This window comes from Streptococcus sp. D7B5 (assembly GCF_029691405.1).
Taxonomy (GTDB): domain Bacteria; phylum Bacillota; class Bacilli; order Lactobacillales; family Streptococcaceae; genus Streptococcus.
Window position 1 is genome coordinate 1543411 of record NZ_CP121467.1, and the last position, 15576, is coordinate 1558986.

Sequence of the window (15576 nt, forward strand, 5' to 3'; positions counted from 1 at the left end):
CAATGACCATTGCAACCATTGATATCGGAGGGACTGGGATTAAGTTTGCCAGTCTGACTCCTGATGGAAAAATACTAGATAAGACAAGTACTCCGACGCCAGAAAACTTGGAGGATTTACTGACTTGGCTAGACCAACGTCTGTCGGAGAAAGATTATAAGGGCATTGCCATGAGCGTTCCAGGCGCGGTCAATCAAGAAACAGGTGTGATTGAGGGAATCAGTGCCGTACCTTACATCCATGGCTTTTCTTGGTATGAAGCTCTTGCTCATCATCAACTCCCTGTCCATCTAGAAAATGATGCCAACTGTGTTGGACTTAGTGAACTGCTGGCTCATCCAGAGATTGAAAATGCAGCCTGTGTCGTGATTGGGACAGGAATTGGCGGAGCTATGATTATCAATGGCAAACTTCACCGTGGTCGCCACGGCTTAGGTGGTGAGTTTGGCTATATGACAACCATTGAACCAGCTGAAAAACTCAACAACTGGTCGCTACTAGCCTCTACAGGAAACATGGTTCGTTACGTAATTGAAAAATCTGGTCAGACTGACTGGGATGGTCGCAAGATTTACCAAGAAGCTGCAGCTGGCAATGCTCTTTGTCAAGAAGCTATTTTGCGCATGAACCGTAATCTGGCGCAAGGCTTGCTCAATATTCAGTATCTCATCGACCCAGATGTCATTAGTCTGGGAGGCTCCATCAGTCAGAATCCAGACTTTATCCAAGGTGTCAAAAAAGCTGTCGATGAATTTGTCGAAACCTACGAAGAATACACGGTCGCACCAGTTATCCAGACCTGCACCTATCACGCAGACGCCAATCTCTACGGTGCCCTTGTCAACTGGCTACAGGAGGAAAATCAGTGGTAAGATTTACAGGACTTAGTCCCAAACAAACTCAGGCAATCGACTTGCTGACAAAGCATATCTCTTTACCAGATGTGGAAATTGCAGTCGCTCAGTCTGATCAGGCCTCTATCTCTATCAAGGGTGAAAGTGGACACTATCAACTAACCTATCGCAAACCTCACCAACTATACCGCGCCTTGTCCTTATTGGCAACAGCTCTAGTAGAAGGGGATAAGGTAGAGATTGAAGAAGAAGCTGCTTACGAAGAGTTGGCCTACATGGCAGACTGTTCACGAAATGCAGTGCTCAATGTCGCTTCTGCCAAACAGATGATTGAGGTCTTGGCTCTCATGGGCTACTCAACATTTGAGCTTTACATGGAAGACACCTACCAGATTGAGGGACAGCCTTACTTTGGCTATTTCCGTGGTGCCTACTCGGCTGAGGAGTTGCAGGAAATCGAAGCCTACGCTCAGCAGTTTGACATGACCTTTGTGCCTTGCATCCAGACCTTGGCCCACTTGTCAGCCTTTGTCAAATGGGGTGTTAAGGAAGTGCAAGAACTCCGTGATGTGGAGGACATTCTCCTTATCGGCGAAGAAAAGGTTTATGACCTGATTGATGGCATGTTTGCCACTCTATCTAAACTGCAGACTCGCAAGGTCAATATCGGGATGGACGAAGCCCATTTGGTTGGTTTGGGGCGCTACCTCATTTTGAACGGTGTTGTGGACCGTAGTCTCCTTATGTGCCAACACTTGGAGCGCGTACTGGATATTGCAGACAAGTATGGTTTCCACTGCCAGATGTGGAGCGATATGTTCTTTAAACTCATGTCAGCAGATGGCCAGTACGACCGTGATGTGGAGATTCCTGAGGAAACTCGTGTCTACCTCGACCGACTTAAAGATCGTGTAACCTTGGTTTACTGGGATTATTATCAGGACAGCGAGGAAAAATACAACCGCAATTTCCGCAATCACCACAAGATTAGCCAAGATATTGCCTTTGCAGGTGGTGCTTGGAAGTGGATCGGTTTCACACCCAACAACCATTTCAGCCGTCTTATTGCTCTTGAAGCCAACAAAGCCTGTCGTGCTAACGACATCAAAGAAGTCATTGTAACGGGTTGGGGGGACAATGGTGGGGAAACTGCCCAGTTTTCTATTCTACCAAGTCTGCAAATCTGGGCAGAACTCAGCTACCGCAATGACCTAGACCGTTTGTCTGCACACTTCAAGACCAATACAGGTCTATCGGTTGAGGACTTTATACAGATTGACCTAGCTAATCTCTTGCCAGACCTACTAGGCAATCTCAGTGGCATCAATCCCAACCGCTATGTCTTTTATCAGGATATTCTCTGTCCGATTCTTGACAAACATATGACACCTGAACAGGACAAACCGCACTTTGCTCAGGCAGCTGCGACGCTTGCTGAAATCAAAGAAAAAGCAGGAAATTATGCTTATCTCTTTGAAACTCAGGCCCAGTTGAACCAGATTTTAAGCAGTAAAGTGGATGTGGGACGACGCATTCGTCAGGCCTACCAAGTAAACGATAAAGAAAGTCTGAGAGAAATCGCAAGCCAAGAATTACCAAAACTTAGAAGCGAGATTGAAAACTTCCATGCCCTCTTTAGCCACCAATGGTTGAAAGAAAACAAGGTCTTTGGTTTGGATACGGTTGATATCCGTATGGGCGGACTCTTGCAACGCATCAAGCGAGCAGAAAGCCGTATCGAAGCCTATCTGTCTGATCAGATTGACCGCATCGACGAGCTAGAAGTTGAAATCCTACCATTTACTGACTTCTACGCAGACAAGGACTTCGCAGCCACAACAGCCAACCAATGGCATACTATTGCGACAGCTTCAACGATTTATACGACTTAATACTCTTCGAAAATCTCTTAAAACCACGTCAGCTTCGCCTTGCCGTATAGATGTTACTGACTTCGTCAGTTTTATCTGCAACCTCAAAGCAGTGCTTTGAGCAGCTTGCGGCTAGCTTCCTAGTTTGCTCTTTGATTTTCATTGAGTATAAAAACAAGAACAGTGTCCTTTGTTCAGAGTGTTTCTCGTGAAACCTATTTCTTATAAAAAACTTCTCCACAAAAAATAATTTGTGGAGTTTTTTCTATAATTAGTAGTTTAACCTAGCCTTCAAATAGGAGTATACTAATAATGTAATCGTTATCAAACCTAAAAATTCGATGAAATCAGTTTTTAGGAATAAAAAGGGAGGAAATTATGAAAAAGTTTTCAAAGACCTTGAGAGATAACTGGATCTTTCTCTTGATGGTTTTACCAGGGGCACTCTGGTTGATTCTATTCTTTTACATTCCAGTATTTGGGAATGTGGTTGCCTTTAAAGACTACCATATGACCAGTAATGGTTTCATAGATAGTATTGTGAATAGTAAATGGGTCGGGTTAGATAATTTCAGATTCTTGTTTAGTTCAAAAGATGCCTTTATCATCACTCGAAATACCGTTCTCTACAATCTCGGGTTTATCTTTATCGGTTTGATTGTATCAGTAGGGATTGCCATCATCCTCAGCGAGCTCCGCTCTAAGAGAATGGTTAAGATTTTCCAAACGTCTATGTTGTTCCCTTACTTCCTGTCATGGGTTATCATCAGTTTCTTTACAGATGCCTTCCTAAACATTGACAAAGGGGTCTTCAACCATTTCCTAACATCCATTGGCATGAAGGAAGTCAACTTTTACGCTGACTTAGGCATTTGGCCATACCTTCTCCTTTTCCTAGGTATTTGGAAAGGCTTTGGATATAGCAGTGTCATGTACTATGCGACGATCATGGGAATTGATCCAACCTACTACGAAGCAGCAACAGTGGACGGGGCGAGCAAGTGGCAACGCATTCGCAACGTAACCATTCCTCAGTTGACTCCACTTGTAACTGTATTGACCATCCTTGCAGTCGGAAATATCTTCCGTGCAGACTTTGGTCTCTTCTATCAAATTCCACACAATGCTGGTCAGCTTTACAATGTAACCAACGTTTTGGACGTATATGTCTTTAATGGTTTGACTCAGACAGCAGATATCGGTATGGCTTCAGCAGCCGGTCTTTACCAATCCGTTGTCGGTTTGATTCTGGTTATCCTATCAAACTTGCTTGCAAGACGAGTCGATCCAAACTCAGCTTTGTTCTAGAAAGGAGGAGAATATGGCAGAAAAGAAAATTAAAAAAGAAAAAATCGATAATGTCGGCATTCACTCCTTCAGTAAGAAAGCAGATATCTTCTTTAGTATCATCTCTGGTTTGATTGCTCTTTCTTGTATCTTGCCCTTTATCTTCGTTATCATCATTTCGGTGACAGACGAAAAGAGCATCCTCCAGTATGGATATAGCTTTTTCCCTTCGAAGTTTGGTGTAGACGGATTCCAGTTCTTGGCTCAGTTTAAAGATAAGATCCTCCAAGCGCTCTTTATCTCAGTTTTTGTAACTGTAGTCGGAACAGTGACCAACGTCTTCATTACAACCACTTATGCCTACGCCATCTCACGGACAACCTTTAAGTACCGCAGATTCTTCACGATCTTCGCTCTTCTTAGTATGTTGTTCAATGCTGGTTTGGTACCGGGCTATATTGTGGTAACTCGCCTGCTTCAACTGGGTGATACCGTTTGGGCCTTGATTGTTCCAATGCTCCTCTCACCATTCAACATCATCTTGATGCGTTCCTTCTTCAAGAAGACCATTCCAGAAGCCATTCTCGAATCTGCTCGTATTGATGGTGCCAGTGAAGCTCGGATCTTCTTCCAGATCTGTTTGCCATTGTCACTTCCAGGTATCGCAACCATCACGCTTTTGACAGCTCTTGGTTTCTGGAACGACTGGTTCAACGCCCTTCTTTATATCAAGAGTGACAACTTGTATCCATTGCAATATTTGCTTATGCAAATCCAACAAAATATGGACTACATTGCAAAAGCAGTCGGTCTATCTGGCCAACTGGGAGTTGCTCTACCGAAAGAAACAGGTCGTATGGCCATGGTTGTTGTTGCAACCCTTCCAATCGCGATTCTGTATCCATTCTTCCAACGCTACTTTGTTAAAGGTTTGACCATCGGTGGTGTGAAAGAATAGCACTTGCTGAGAAACACCGTTTCTCCCTTCCCAACTTCATCTTAGTGACTGAAGTTACAAATTATTAAATCGTTTATAAGTTTAAAAATAAAAAAAGGAGTTTTTATCATGAAAAACTGGAAAAAATATGCTTTTGCATCTGCTAGCGTAGTCGCTTTGGCTGCTGGTCTTGCTGCTTGTGGAAACCTTACAGGTAATAACAAAAAAGCTGCTGATACTGCTTCAGGTGAAAAACCTGTAATCAAAATGTACCAAATCGGTGACAAACCAGACAACTTGGATGAATTGCTAGAAAATGCAAACAAAATCATCGAAGAAAAAGTCGGTGCTAAATTGGATATCCAATACCTCGGATGGGGTGACTATGATAAGAAAATGTCAGTTATCACATCATCTGGTGAAAACTATGATATCGCATTTGCATCTAACTATGTCGTAAATGCTCAAAAAGGTGCTTATGCTGACTTGACAGAATTGTATAAAAAAGAAGGAGCAGAGCTTTACAAAGCACTTGACCCAGCTTACATCAAAGGGAACACTGTAAACGGTAAGATCTATGCAGTACCAGTTGCAGCTAACGTTGCATCATCTCAAAACTTTGCCTTCAACGGAACTCTTCTTGCTAAATACGGTATCGATATTTCAGGTGTAACTTCATACGAAACACTTGAGCCAGTCTTGAAACAAATCAAAGAAAAAGCTCCAGACGTAGTACCATTTGCGGTTACGAAGAACTTTATCCCATCTGATAACTTTGACTACCCAGTACCAAACGGACTTCCATTTGTTATTGACCTTGAAGGAGACACTACTAAGATCGTAAACCGTTACGAAGTGCCTCGTTTCAAAGAACACTTGAAGACTCTTCACAAATTCTATGAAGCTGGATACATTCCAAAAGACGTAGCAACAAGCGACACTTCATTTGACCTTCAACAAGATACTTGGTTCGTTCGTGAAGAAACAGTAGGACCAGCTGACTACGGTAACAGCTTGCTCTCACGCGTTGCTAACAAAGACATCCAAATCAAACCAATCACTAACTTTATCAAGAAAAACCAAACAACACAAGTTGCCAACTTTGTTATCTCAAACAACTCTAAGAACAAAGAAAAATCAATGGAAGTGTTGAACCTCTTGAACACGAACCCAGAACTCTTGAACGGTCTTGTTTACGGTCCAGAAGGCAAGAACTGGGAAAAAATTGAAGGTAAAGAAAACCGTGTACGCGTCCTTGATGGCTACAAAGGAAATACTCACATGGGTGGATGGAACACTGGTAACAACTGGATTCTTTACATCAACGAAAACGTTACAGATCAACAAATCGAAGATTCTAAGAAACAATTGGCAGAAGCTAAAGAATCTCCAGCACTTGGATTCATCTTTAACACTGACAATGTGAAATCTGAAATCTCAGCAATTTCTAACACAATGCAACAATTCGATACAGCTATCAACACTGGTACTGTAGACCCAGATAAAGCTATTCCAGAATTGATGGAAAAATTGAAATCTGAAGGTGCCTACGAAAAAGTATTGAACGAAATGCAAAAACAATATGACGAATTCTTGAAAAACAAAAAATCATAAGATTGATTGATTTCGTGTATTCATTCCTAATTCCTAAAAATGTGATCACTGCCTTCCTTAGTTCTCTAGGGGAGGTAGTGATTTTTAGGATGCAAATAAAAAGTTGAGAGAATTATCTGCGATTCGCTATGGTTACTGATGAAGTGCAGGGGTAGGACTCTTTCTACAATTTCCGGTCAAATAAATTGCATTCGTTTTCCCAAGTGGGTATACTAGTATAGTTGAATGAAAAATTCTGAAAATTTAAGAATAGAAAAGAGAACAAATCTTATGGCAAAAGATATTCGTGTCTTACTTTACTACCTTTATACTCCAATTGAAAATGCAGAGCAATTTGCGGCAGATCACTTGGCTTTCTGTAAATCAATCGGCCTTAAAGGTCGTATCCTAGTCGCTGACGAGGGAATTAACGGAACTGTTTCAGGTGACTACGAAACAACTCAAAAATACATGGACTACGTTCACAGTCTCCCAGGCATGGAAGACCTCTGGTTCAAGATTGACGAAGAAAATGAACAAGCCTTCAAGAAGATGTTTGTTCGCTACAAGAAAGAAATTGTCCACCTTGGTTTGGAAGACAACGACTTTGACAACGACATCAACCCACTTGAAACAACAGGTGCTTACTTGTCTCCAAAAGAGTTCAAAGAAGCCCTTCTTGACGAAGATACCGTTGTCCTTGACACACGTAACGATTATGAGTACGACCTAGGACATTTCCGTGGAGCTATCCGCCCAGACATCCGCAACTTCCGTGAGTTACCACAATGGGTTCGTGACAACAAGGAAAAATTCATGGACAAGCGTGTCGTGGTTTACTGTACAGGTGGCGTTCGTTGTGAGAAATTCTCAGGTTGGATGGTTCGTGAAGGCTACAAAGATGTTGGCCAATTGCACGGAGGAATCGCAACTTACGGTAAAGACCCAGAAGTTCAAGGTGAGCTTTGGGATGGGAAAATGTACGTCTTTGACGAGCGTATCGCAGTCGATGTCAACCATGTTAACCCAACCATCGTAGGGAAAGACTGGTTTGATGGAACACCATGTGAACGTTATGTCAACTGTGGAAATCCCTTCTGTAACCGTCGTATCCTAACATCAGAAGAAAATGAAGACAAATACCTTCGTGGATGCTCACACGAGTGCCGTGTTCACCCACGCAACCGCTATGTTTCAGAAAATGAATTGACACAAGCAGAAGTGATCGAGCGCCTAGCCGCTATCGGTGAAAGCTTAGATCAAGTCGCTACAGTATAAAGCAAACAGCCCTTAGAGGCTGTTTTTCTATGCTTTTTATCTAAAAATCTAAAATTTGTTTCTGTATCTTTCAGGAAAATAGGGTATACTATGTGTAAACGATTTCAAAGGAGGCCAGTTATGGCGAAAACATTTTTTATCCCAAATAAAGAAAGCATTCTAGGACAACAGGAGGTCTTGACTGCCAAGTCCATCTTGGCCTTGGTGGAGGGCTTGGAGTCGCACAGTTATGATGCAGTCTATCTCCGTCAGCCCCTCAATCGTCTCGAGTACATGGAGTGTGGGATTGTAGGCCAGTCGCAATTTCTTTTCAAAGTGAACTATGCGGATAGTCGAAAAGGCTATCAAGTGGTGATTCCAGACTTTCTTACCAGAGCGGACTGGGAGATTGTAGAGGCTCTCCTCCAAGCCCTATCGAGCAAGTTGGGGCAAGTGGTAGAAGGGCTAGAAGACTTTGACTTTGAAGCTTATTTCCGACAAACGATCCAGCATTATCTAGCGGATAAGGCGGTTCGTTTAGTATATTGCCAAGGACTCTTGTCTCCTATTTATCTCAACAAGGACTACCTCGAGAGCTTTTTGGCTGAGGACGGATTGGCACGTTTTGAAGAGCTAGTCAAGAAGGTTCAAGGCTCTGATGCCTACCTTGCCAGTGTGAAATTTTACCCGGATGCTCAAGGCAAGGTGCACGGTATCTACCACCTAGCCCAGGGAGTCAAGACGATTTTACCTAAGGAGCCCTTTGTACCAGCACCCTATACCGAGCAGCTAGCAGGCAAGGAGCTTGTTTGGGAGATTGACCTAGTGAAGATTTCTGGTGATGGGTCCAAAGCAGAAGACTATGAAACCATCGCTCGCTTGGACTATGCAAGATTCCTAGAGTCACTACCAACAGAATTTTACCACCAACTAGATGCCAATCAATTGGAAGTACAAGCCATTTTGGGAAAAGATTTTGAAGGATTGGCAAGCATCGAGTAGACCTTGTCCAAAAAAGAGTAAGAATAAAAATCCCTGTCATTAACAAATGGCAGGGATTTTGGTTAAAAGAAGGTCAGGATGCGAAGGTAGTCCACTGTTAGCGCCAACTCTGCAATGAAGAAGGGTAAGAGAATAGCAGCATCAAGTAAGACAGCTAGTAAGAAACGATAAAATGGGTCAAGGCTACTGGTCTTACTTGGCTTGCTAATCACAAAGAGATTTCCAAGGGCAAAGATGGTCATGCTTAGAAGAGTGAGGATGCCAGCAAATCGTAAGCCACCAAAAAGTGCAAAGAAACTTGCTAGAGCTGTTAGGACAAGTGGTATAGCAAAGAGCCGGCTGTAACGATCGCAAGCTTCTTGGAATGTGAAGTCGCTCTCCTGGTCCAGCACACGTCGGACAGTAAAGCCTCCCAAAATGATAGAAAAGTAAAATAGAGCGCTAGCGACCAAGATAGAAAGCCCAGCAAAGAGATCTAAAGGAGGGAGCTGGTTAGGTAAACTATTGGCAATAGAGGCCATATAGCCGTAGTAGAGGTGCTTGATATGATAGATACTAAAGAAAAGGCTAATCGAGGATAGTAAAGTGAGCAGGCCAAAGACACTGTAACGATGCTTTTGGTCCGTATTCTTGCTGGCAGTTGGTTCTTGGATAGCGTCCAGCAACCAAGTCCAAAATAGTGCGATTTCTTCTTTGAACCGGGCAGTTTTACGAGGGTCAATGTCTGGGATATAGGGACTATCTAAAGCCTTGCTGAGGTTACTTTTCTCTTTTGCAGGGTTTTCTTGCTTGTGCTCCTCTTCAGCTTTCCCTTCTCCCTCTTCCTCGGTTTGGGCTTCTTCTATCGTTTCGGGAGCTTCCTCCTCATGCGTTTCCGACTCTTTAGGTGAGATAGGAGTTTCTTGGCTTACTTGTAGTTCGGTCTCCACAGTTTCTGAAGTCTCAGGCTCGTTGGGCTGGATTTCTGATTTTGTCTGAGGTGATTTCTTCTCAAGATCGGCACTTTCAAACCATTCTTGTGTCATGGTGGAACCTCCTTTTTTATGGTCGTTTTCTATTTTTAGATTAGCAGATGAAAGCGTTTTTGTCAATGGTTTCTAGATGGAGAAGAGTACTCTTCTTTAGGTAGGTAGATATCCTGGTTGGCTTTTGCAATGAGCAGGTCCTTGACATCTGCTTTGTCTGTCTTGTATGGGTTGGCAAGTTCATTCTCTTTTTGTCCACGATGTTCTTCTTTGGGTTTATGATAGATACCACCATGCTGAGAAGAAAGATCTAGATTGATACGGTCAGTCTCTTTCTGGGAGAGAATGAGGTTTAGAGTGGAATGGGCCTCTAGCTCAACCTTGCCGTGGACCTTGATATTCTCAGCATAGATGTGTTCCCTTTCCGTCTTGACCTGGCTATCTGTCAATTCGGTATCAAAGATATTGATGATATGAGGTGTCGTTAGTGTACTATTCTTGATAGAGCTTTCTGTTATTCTTAAGAGATAGCCTTTTGCTTTGATTGTTGCATTTTCAAGATTGGCTTGACGAATATTGGTTTGTCCACGATTGGCTGAGACGGTGATAGCTTGCAGCTTTCTTCCTTTAGGGAGGGAGAGAACGACTTCGTCAAAACGATTAGAATAGTTGCTGGCGATACGAAGTAGGCCTTCGATTCCTGAACCGAGAAAGCGATGTTGGGAGGCTTGTTTGTCAGTGACGCTTAGTGTTTTGTCACTCATGCCAGTAGTCAGATCGTGACGACCAGACACGGAAGGATGATAGGTGATGTGAATCTTGTCATCTACAGACTCTGTGATGGTTAGGCTATGTTCCTCAAGGGTCAAATCAAGCTTTTCCACTTCACTTCCAAAGGTCACTTCTTCGATACGATTGTCATAGACGGGGTCTTTTGACATGGCAAGCAAACTTTGAATACCATTGGACTGCGCACCTACAATGATCATGATAAAACCGAGGATTGTAGAAACCACACCAAAAATGAGAAATCCTTTTGTCAATTTACGCATGTCTATCACCTCTCTTTCCTTTTTTAAGAATCCATTGTGCTAAGCGGACGATTAGGAGGCCAAAGAAACGAGCTACATAGGAGATACCTAGTAGAACAAGAGAAGAAGCACCGATAGAAAGCAAACCAGCCCCAAAAATCAAGATAAAGGCAGATTTGGCTTCGACTAGGACACTAAAGCTCTCTATGATAAAGAGTCCACCTAGCAGGATACCCGTTACAGAGACGGTAAAAAAGGCTAAAATGACGGAGACGGCTGCGATAATAATACCGATGATGGCCATGAGGATGCCGATCCCGACCGGAATTCCGATAGGAGCTACTAGCAGGGCCAGGAGGGCAATGTGTAGCAGTTGACGGTCATTCTTTTGAGCAGGGGCTTCATTGACTTTTTTATCGAGAAGATCAGAGAGGACATCATGAGCCGCTTCTTTTGGTGTTCCTAGACTGGCAATGAGTTCCTCTTCGCCCTCTGAACCTGCATCGTCAAATAGTTCCTTAAAGTAGTCCATAGCTTCGATGCGGTCAGCTTCAGGCAGTTTATTGAGATAGGTTTCTAACTGAGTCAGATAGTCAGTTCTTGTCATGGCGGATACTCCCTTCTATGATGCCGTTGACGGTGTCGGTATAGAGCGTCCACTCTTCCTTTAGAGTAACGAGCTGCTCTACGCCCCGATTGGTCAAGGAGTAGTATTTGCGCATACGCCCCTGAAACTCTCTAGAGTAGGTGGTCAGAAAGCCACTGGCTTCCAATTTTTTGAGAATGGGATAGAGCGTAGATTCTTTGATATTGGCGATGAGCTTAATGGTTTGACTAATCTCATAACCATAAGAATCCCCCTGCTCCAGTACAGCCAAGATGAGAAACTCGATCAAGGCAGAGGATGTTGGGAAGTACATGGGAAACCTCCTTTATATTATATAAAAATTTTATATATACTCTTTTCAAATATATTGTATCTCAATATGAAAGCCCTGTCAAGAAATATGTGTAAAAATTTTACATATAAAAAAACTCCTAGTAAAAACTAGAAGTTTAGAGGATTATACATCAGTTATTCGGCAGAATTCTATATTTTAAAGATAAGCTAGAATAATGATTTATAATCTAGTATATTATCTCTTATACCGTCTAACAAAGGGATAAACTCAGTAAAATCGAATTTTTCATAATTTTTTAGAACATGCTTTGAAAGAATTTCTTTTCCATAATGATTATCACCACCACTCTTGGAGAATGTTTTCCCTTTTAAAATGGGTGGCAATTTACGTGACAATAATAGATCTTCAATATCAGAAAAATTACCGTCATTCTTACTAGATACTAAAGGTGTCGCCATAATATATAAGCTCCCATTTTTATTAATACGACAAGGTTTTTCTCTTCTAATTTTTTCTAAATTATCTGAAATTTTTGATTCTAAACTCTTGGAAGTCTTCGAGTCTTTATTCTGAGGATTCATTAGGTCTTTTGCATGATTCGCAAACAAAAATAAGGGAGATTTATCCTTACCATTTCTATTATTCGGTTCATTATCAAATAAAAATATTGTTGGATAATTTGGAATATTATCGGTTAATTGTTGGAAATAAGTAATATAGTTTGCGTATAAAATTCTTTCTTCTGGATCTAGAGCAAAAAATTTTTTCTTACCTTCATCATTATAGTAAGATTTATCAGAAAAATAATTATACCAATATTTAAAACCTTCTCCCCCTTCTGGAACATTAAAAAGATACTCTATTGTATTAGTATGATTTAAAAATTCAATTTTAAATACAAAGTTATTGCCAACTTTTTCAATAAGTTCTGGATATTTACGATAAAGCTTTTTTAAAGCTGCTTTAATATATCGGGGATCTGTCTTTCCTTCTGTGACAATTATAGGTTTATCATTTCCGAAAAAATATTTATAAAATAGAAATTTTTTGTACTCTTTTTCTCTAGAATTAAATAGAGACATGTACGTTTTCTTTTGTTCCTTACCTATACTGTAGAACTCTGTTGGTAAATTATATGTATTATGTTTTTTATTATCGAATAATTCTTTTCGTAAATCTTTATTATAAAAGATATATTTCCAATAATATTTCGATTCAGATTTTTTTGATGAGTTTCTGCCTAATAAATATTTCTGTGCATCCAGATTATTTTGAATCAGGGACTTTTTATAAAGTAAGTAGTTGTTGTATTGATCTATTTGAAAAATAAAAGCAAAGCGTCCCGTTAGTTGATTGATCGTTCCTGGTTTCTTATCTATTTCAAAAGCTCCATCTTTGTATAATTGAAAGGCCATTGCGCGAGTATTTTTTATGTACTCTCTTTTTACATTTATCTTTTTGTTGACAACCAGTCCAGTCACTTCTTGGCGCTGCATGTTATTGCTCAATCGTGTTTTTTTAGGATTAATTTCAAAACCAGATGAGATGATTACCTCCTCTAATTCAGTTAAAAAGTTATCTAACTCTTTGCTTGCTCTCAGTTTATTAGAGTTTAGTTCACGATTTGTCGAAAAAGTCATATCATCGGCGTATCTAGAATATGTAAAACGATATTTTTTAGCAATTTTGACAATCCGATAATCTAAAATTCTAGTAATTAAATTTGTGATGATGGGAGAAGAAGGGGCTCCTTGTGGTAACTTACCTTGGTAACATGCAATTTGAGCAATTACTGTAGCAATTTCTGGTGAAACAGTAAAATCCTTGTCTTTTATAAAGAAGCCTCTTACTCTTCCAAAATTAAAAGAATCAAAAAAGTTTTTCAAGTCAATGTTCAGAATGTATTTCTTGTTTCGATGCATCTGAGAGTTGGTAATAATGCTTTTCCCCTTTTCAAATGCGTGAGACAGAACAGGTGTTTTAAAGTTCTTATCCTTTGATTTAGATTCTATGCTTTCAAGGTAACATTCCCACAAAACATTAGACAATTTTTTCTGAAGGAACTTCAACTCTTTTTTGGGGGCATGTATAACTCTTTCTCCACCATTCTTTTTAAGGATAGTGAAAGAGTTATATAAATTATCAGTTTTTACATTGTACAATAAATAATTGATGTATTTAGCACTTTTCAAGCCAAGTAGTTTAGCAAAGTCATCTTTTGTTTGTAGTTGATTGAATTTAGTCATAATTTTTTCCTCATAAAAAAAAGCGTATGATAACTCTTACGCGAACAAGATTTCCAGAAGAAATCCAAGAAAATCCCTAGCTAATAAAACTAGGTAAAGCCAAACATTCCTATAACATCGCTGTTAATACTTGCGAACACACAAGTCAAAAATCTAATCATACGCAAACATATTCTATCACAAAACAAGATATTAATCTAGTTTTAAGGTGTATTAAACTAGATTATTGTATGGACCAAAAAAAGCCAGACTCTGTCTGGCTTTGCATTGTTTATGGTTATGATAGATTTTAGAAAATTAGAGAATCTTATCAGTCCGATCCACCATAAAGAGTGAGATGGTCATGATGATATCGATGGCTAGAAGGGCAAGGACAGCTGGGATCCAAGATTGGAAAAGTTCAAAACTATAACCAAACAAGGCAGGACCAAAAGCAGCTAAGATGTAGCCTCCTGTTTGCGCTAGTCCTGATAGCTGAGCTGTCTTTTCAGGAGAACTGGTTTTAAGCGAGAAGCAAACCATGAGGTAGGGGAAGAGGGCACTGCAGGCCGTTCCAATCAAGAGATGGACGACTAACCAGTAGAGGAAATTATTGGTTGGATACAAGAGCATGGCAATTCCTGTCATACCAGCGATAGAGATAATTGCCAGCATGATTCGACGGTGACCATCTGATAGACGAGTCGTCAGACTTGGAACAGTCATTGAAAAAGGAATGCTGATGAGTGAGAAAATAGAAGCAAGGAGAGCCGCATCACTATTAGAAATACCAGCACTAACAGCCATAGTTGGCAACCAGGTCATACTTGTATAAAAGAGCAAGGACTGAAGCCCGCCAAAGATAATGATAGCCCAGACATCTTTACTTTTTAGAATATTCTCTTTGACTTGCTTTTCTTTTTGGTTTTCTAGGTGGTGGTTGTGGCGATGATTTGGCAACCAGACTAGCAGAGTGACCAGACAGAGAAAGCTGAGAACGAGGATGAGGCCCTTCCAAGAACTAGCTTGGGTGATAGGGACGGATAGATAAGAAGCGATGGCTGTCGAAATTCCCATGGCAGTGACATAGAGCGTTGTTAGGAAACTAATCTTTTGAGGCTGATTTGCCTGGATCATACTTGGGAGGAGTACATTGAAGATCGCAATGCTTGCTCCCACAATTAGGGTCCCTAGATAGAGAAGGGGAAGATTGAAAATCCGAATGACAGAGCCAACAGTTAAGAGGAGGAGACAGTATGTAAAGAGATGTTCCAACCCGATTTTTTGTGCCAAGCGGCTTGCAAAAGCAGAGAAAAGAGCAAACATCAAGAGAGGGAGACTGGTTAAAATCCCAAGAGAGCTAACCTCCACTCCTAGTCCCTGAGCAATATCTCCTAAAATAGTTGGAAGAGCAGTGAAGGGAGATCGTAAAACAGTCCCGATTAAGACAATTCCTAGAACAAAAAAGAGTGATTGTTTCTTCATAAAAACCTCGATAGGATGATTTTAATAACAGCTTATTTTAAGGTTTTTTCCTTATAATGTCAAGTAATGACAGCCAAGACAGATCAATCAATGGAAGTGAAAATAAAGTGAAAAGAGACAGATTTCTTTACTAGAATTTTCCTTGATTTGATATAAAAATAGGAAAC

Annotated in this window: 13 protein-coding genes; 7 read left to right on the top strand and 6 right to left on the bottom strand. The window is 40.8% G+C overall.

Annotated elements, in window-relative coordinates; genetic code table 11:
• Nucleotides 1–2: 2 nt before the first annotated feature.
• The 7 genes from P8P68_RS07510 to P8P68_RS07540 all read left to right on the top strand — a co-directional run bounded on the left by P8P68_RS07510 (nucleotide 3) and on the right by P8P68_RS07540 (nucleotide 8801).
• Nucleotides 3–872, top strand: coding sequence for an ROK family protein (locus P8P68_RS07510; RefSeq protein ID WP_278275851.1), 870 nt, complete (start codon nucleotides 3–5; stop codon nucleotides 870–872).
• Nucleotides 866–2746 (top strand): beta-N-acetylhexosaminidase, encoded by a 1881-nt coding sequence (locus P8P68_RS07515; protein WP_070695950.1) that lies wholly within the window; start codon nucleotides 866–868, stop codon nucleotides 2744–2746. Before P8P68_RS07510 ends, P8P68_RS07515 begins: the two co-directional genes overlap by 7 nt.
• Nucleotides 2747–3103: 357 nt before the next feature.
• Nucleotides 3104–4033 carry a sugar ABC transporter permease gene (locus tag P8P68_RS07520; RefSeq protein WP_000714584.1) on the top strand — a complete coding sequence of 310 codons (930 nt, stop codon included), beginning with the start codon at nucleotides 3104–3106 and terminating at the stop codon, nucleotides 4031–4033.
• 13 nt (nucleotides 4034–4046) lie between these two features.
• On the top strand, nucleotides 4047–4970 hold the full coding sequence (locus P8P68_RS07525) for a carbohydrate ABC transporter permease (protein ID WP_000818344.1): 924 nt from the start codon (nucleotides 4047–4049) through the stop codon (nucleotides 4968–4970).
• A gap of 108 nt (nucleotides 4971–5078) precedes the next feature.
• The gene (locus tag P8P68_RS07530; protein WP_070695954.1) at nucleotides 5079–6563 is read left to right on the top strand and encodes an ABC transporter substrate-binding protein; all 1485 of its coding nucleotides are present in this window, start codon (nucleotides 5079–5081) and stop codon (nucleotides 6561–6563) included.
• 270 nt (nucleotides 6564–6833) lie between these two features.
• Entirely contained in the window at nucleotides 6834–7820 is a 987-nt protein-coding gene (locus P8P68_RS07535; protein WP_001030012.1) for a rhodanese-related sulfurtransferase, read from the top strand.
• 120 nt (nucleotides 7821–7940) lie between these two features.
• The gene (locus P8P68_RS07540) at nucleotides 7941–8801 is read left to right on the top strand and encodes a DUF4299 family protein (protein WP_049501076.1); all 861 of its coding nucleotides are present in this window, start codon (nucleotides 7941–7943) and stop codon (nucleotides 8799–8801) included.
• Nucleotides 8802–8863: 62 nt separating this feature from the next.
• Here P8P68_RS07540 and P8P68_RS07545 read toward each other — a convergent pair whose 3' ends face one another.
• From P8P68_RS07545 to P8P68_RS07570, 6 genes are all read right to left on the bottom strand, one after another.
• Nucleotides 8864–9826, bottom strand: a complete 963-nt coding sequence (locus P8P68_RS07545) for a DUF6574 domain-containing protein (RefSeq protein WP_000191328.1) — start codon at nucleotides 9824–9826, stop codon at nucleotides 8864–8866.
• Nucleotides 9827–9888: 62 nt separating this feature from the next.
• Entirely contained in the window at nucleotides 9889–10818 is a 930-nt protein-coding gene (locus P8P68_RS07550; protein ID WP_084945058.1) for a DUF4097 family beta strand repeat-containing protein, read from the bottom strand.
• A complete protein-coding gene (locus P8P68_RS07555) occupies nucleotides 10811–11404 on the bottom strand; it encodes a DUF1700 domain-containing protein (RefSeq protein ID WP_000198659.1) in 594 nt (197 codons plus the stop codon). The genes P8P68_RS07550 and P8P68_RS07555 overlap by 8 nt, the downstream gene beginning before the upstream one ends.
• Entirely contained in the window at nucleotides 11391–11717 is a 327-nt protein-coding gene (locus tag P8P68_RS07560) for a PadR family transcriptional regulator (protein ID WP_000273860.1), read from the bottom strand. Before P8P68_RS07560 ends, P8P68_RS07555 begins: the two co-directional genes overlap by 14 nt.
• Nucleotides 11718–11905: 188 nt before the next feature.
• On the bottom strand, nucleotides 11906–13945 hold the full coding sequence (locus P8P68_RS07565; RefSeq protein WP_000160018.1) for a retron Ec67 family RNA-directed DNA polymerase/endonuclease: 2040 nt from the start codon (nucleotides 13943–13945) through the stop codon (nucleotides 11906–11908).
• Nucleotides 13946–14242: 297 nt separating this feature from the next.
• Nucleotides 14243–15409, bottom strand: coding sequence for an MFS transporter (locus P8P68_RS07570; protein WP_261049971.1), 1167 nt, complete (start codon nucleotides 15407–15409; stop codon nucleotides 14243–14245).
• Nucleotides 15410–15576: the final 167 nt, after the last annotated feature.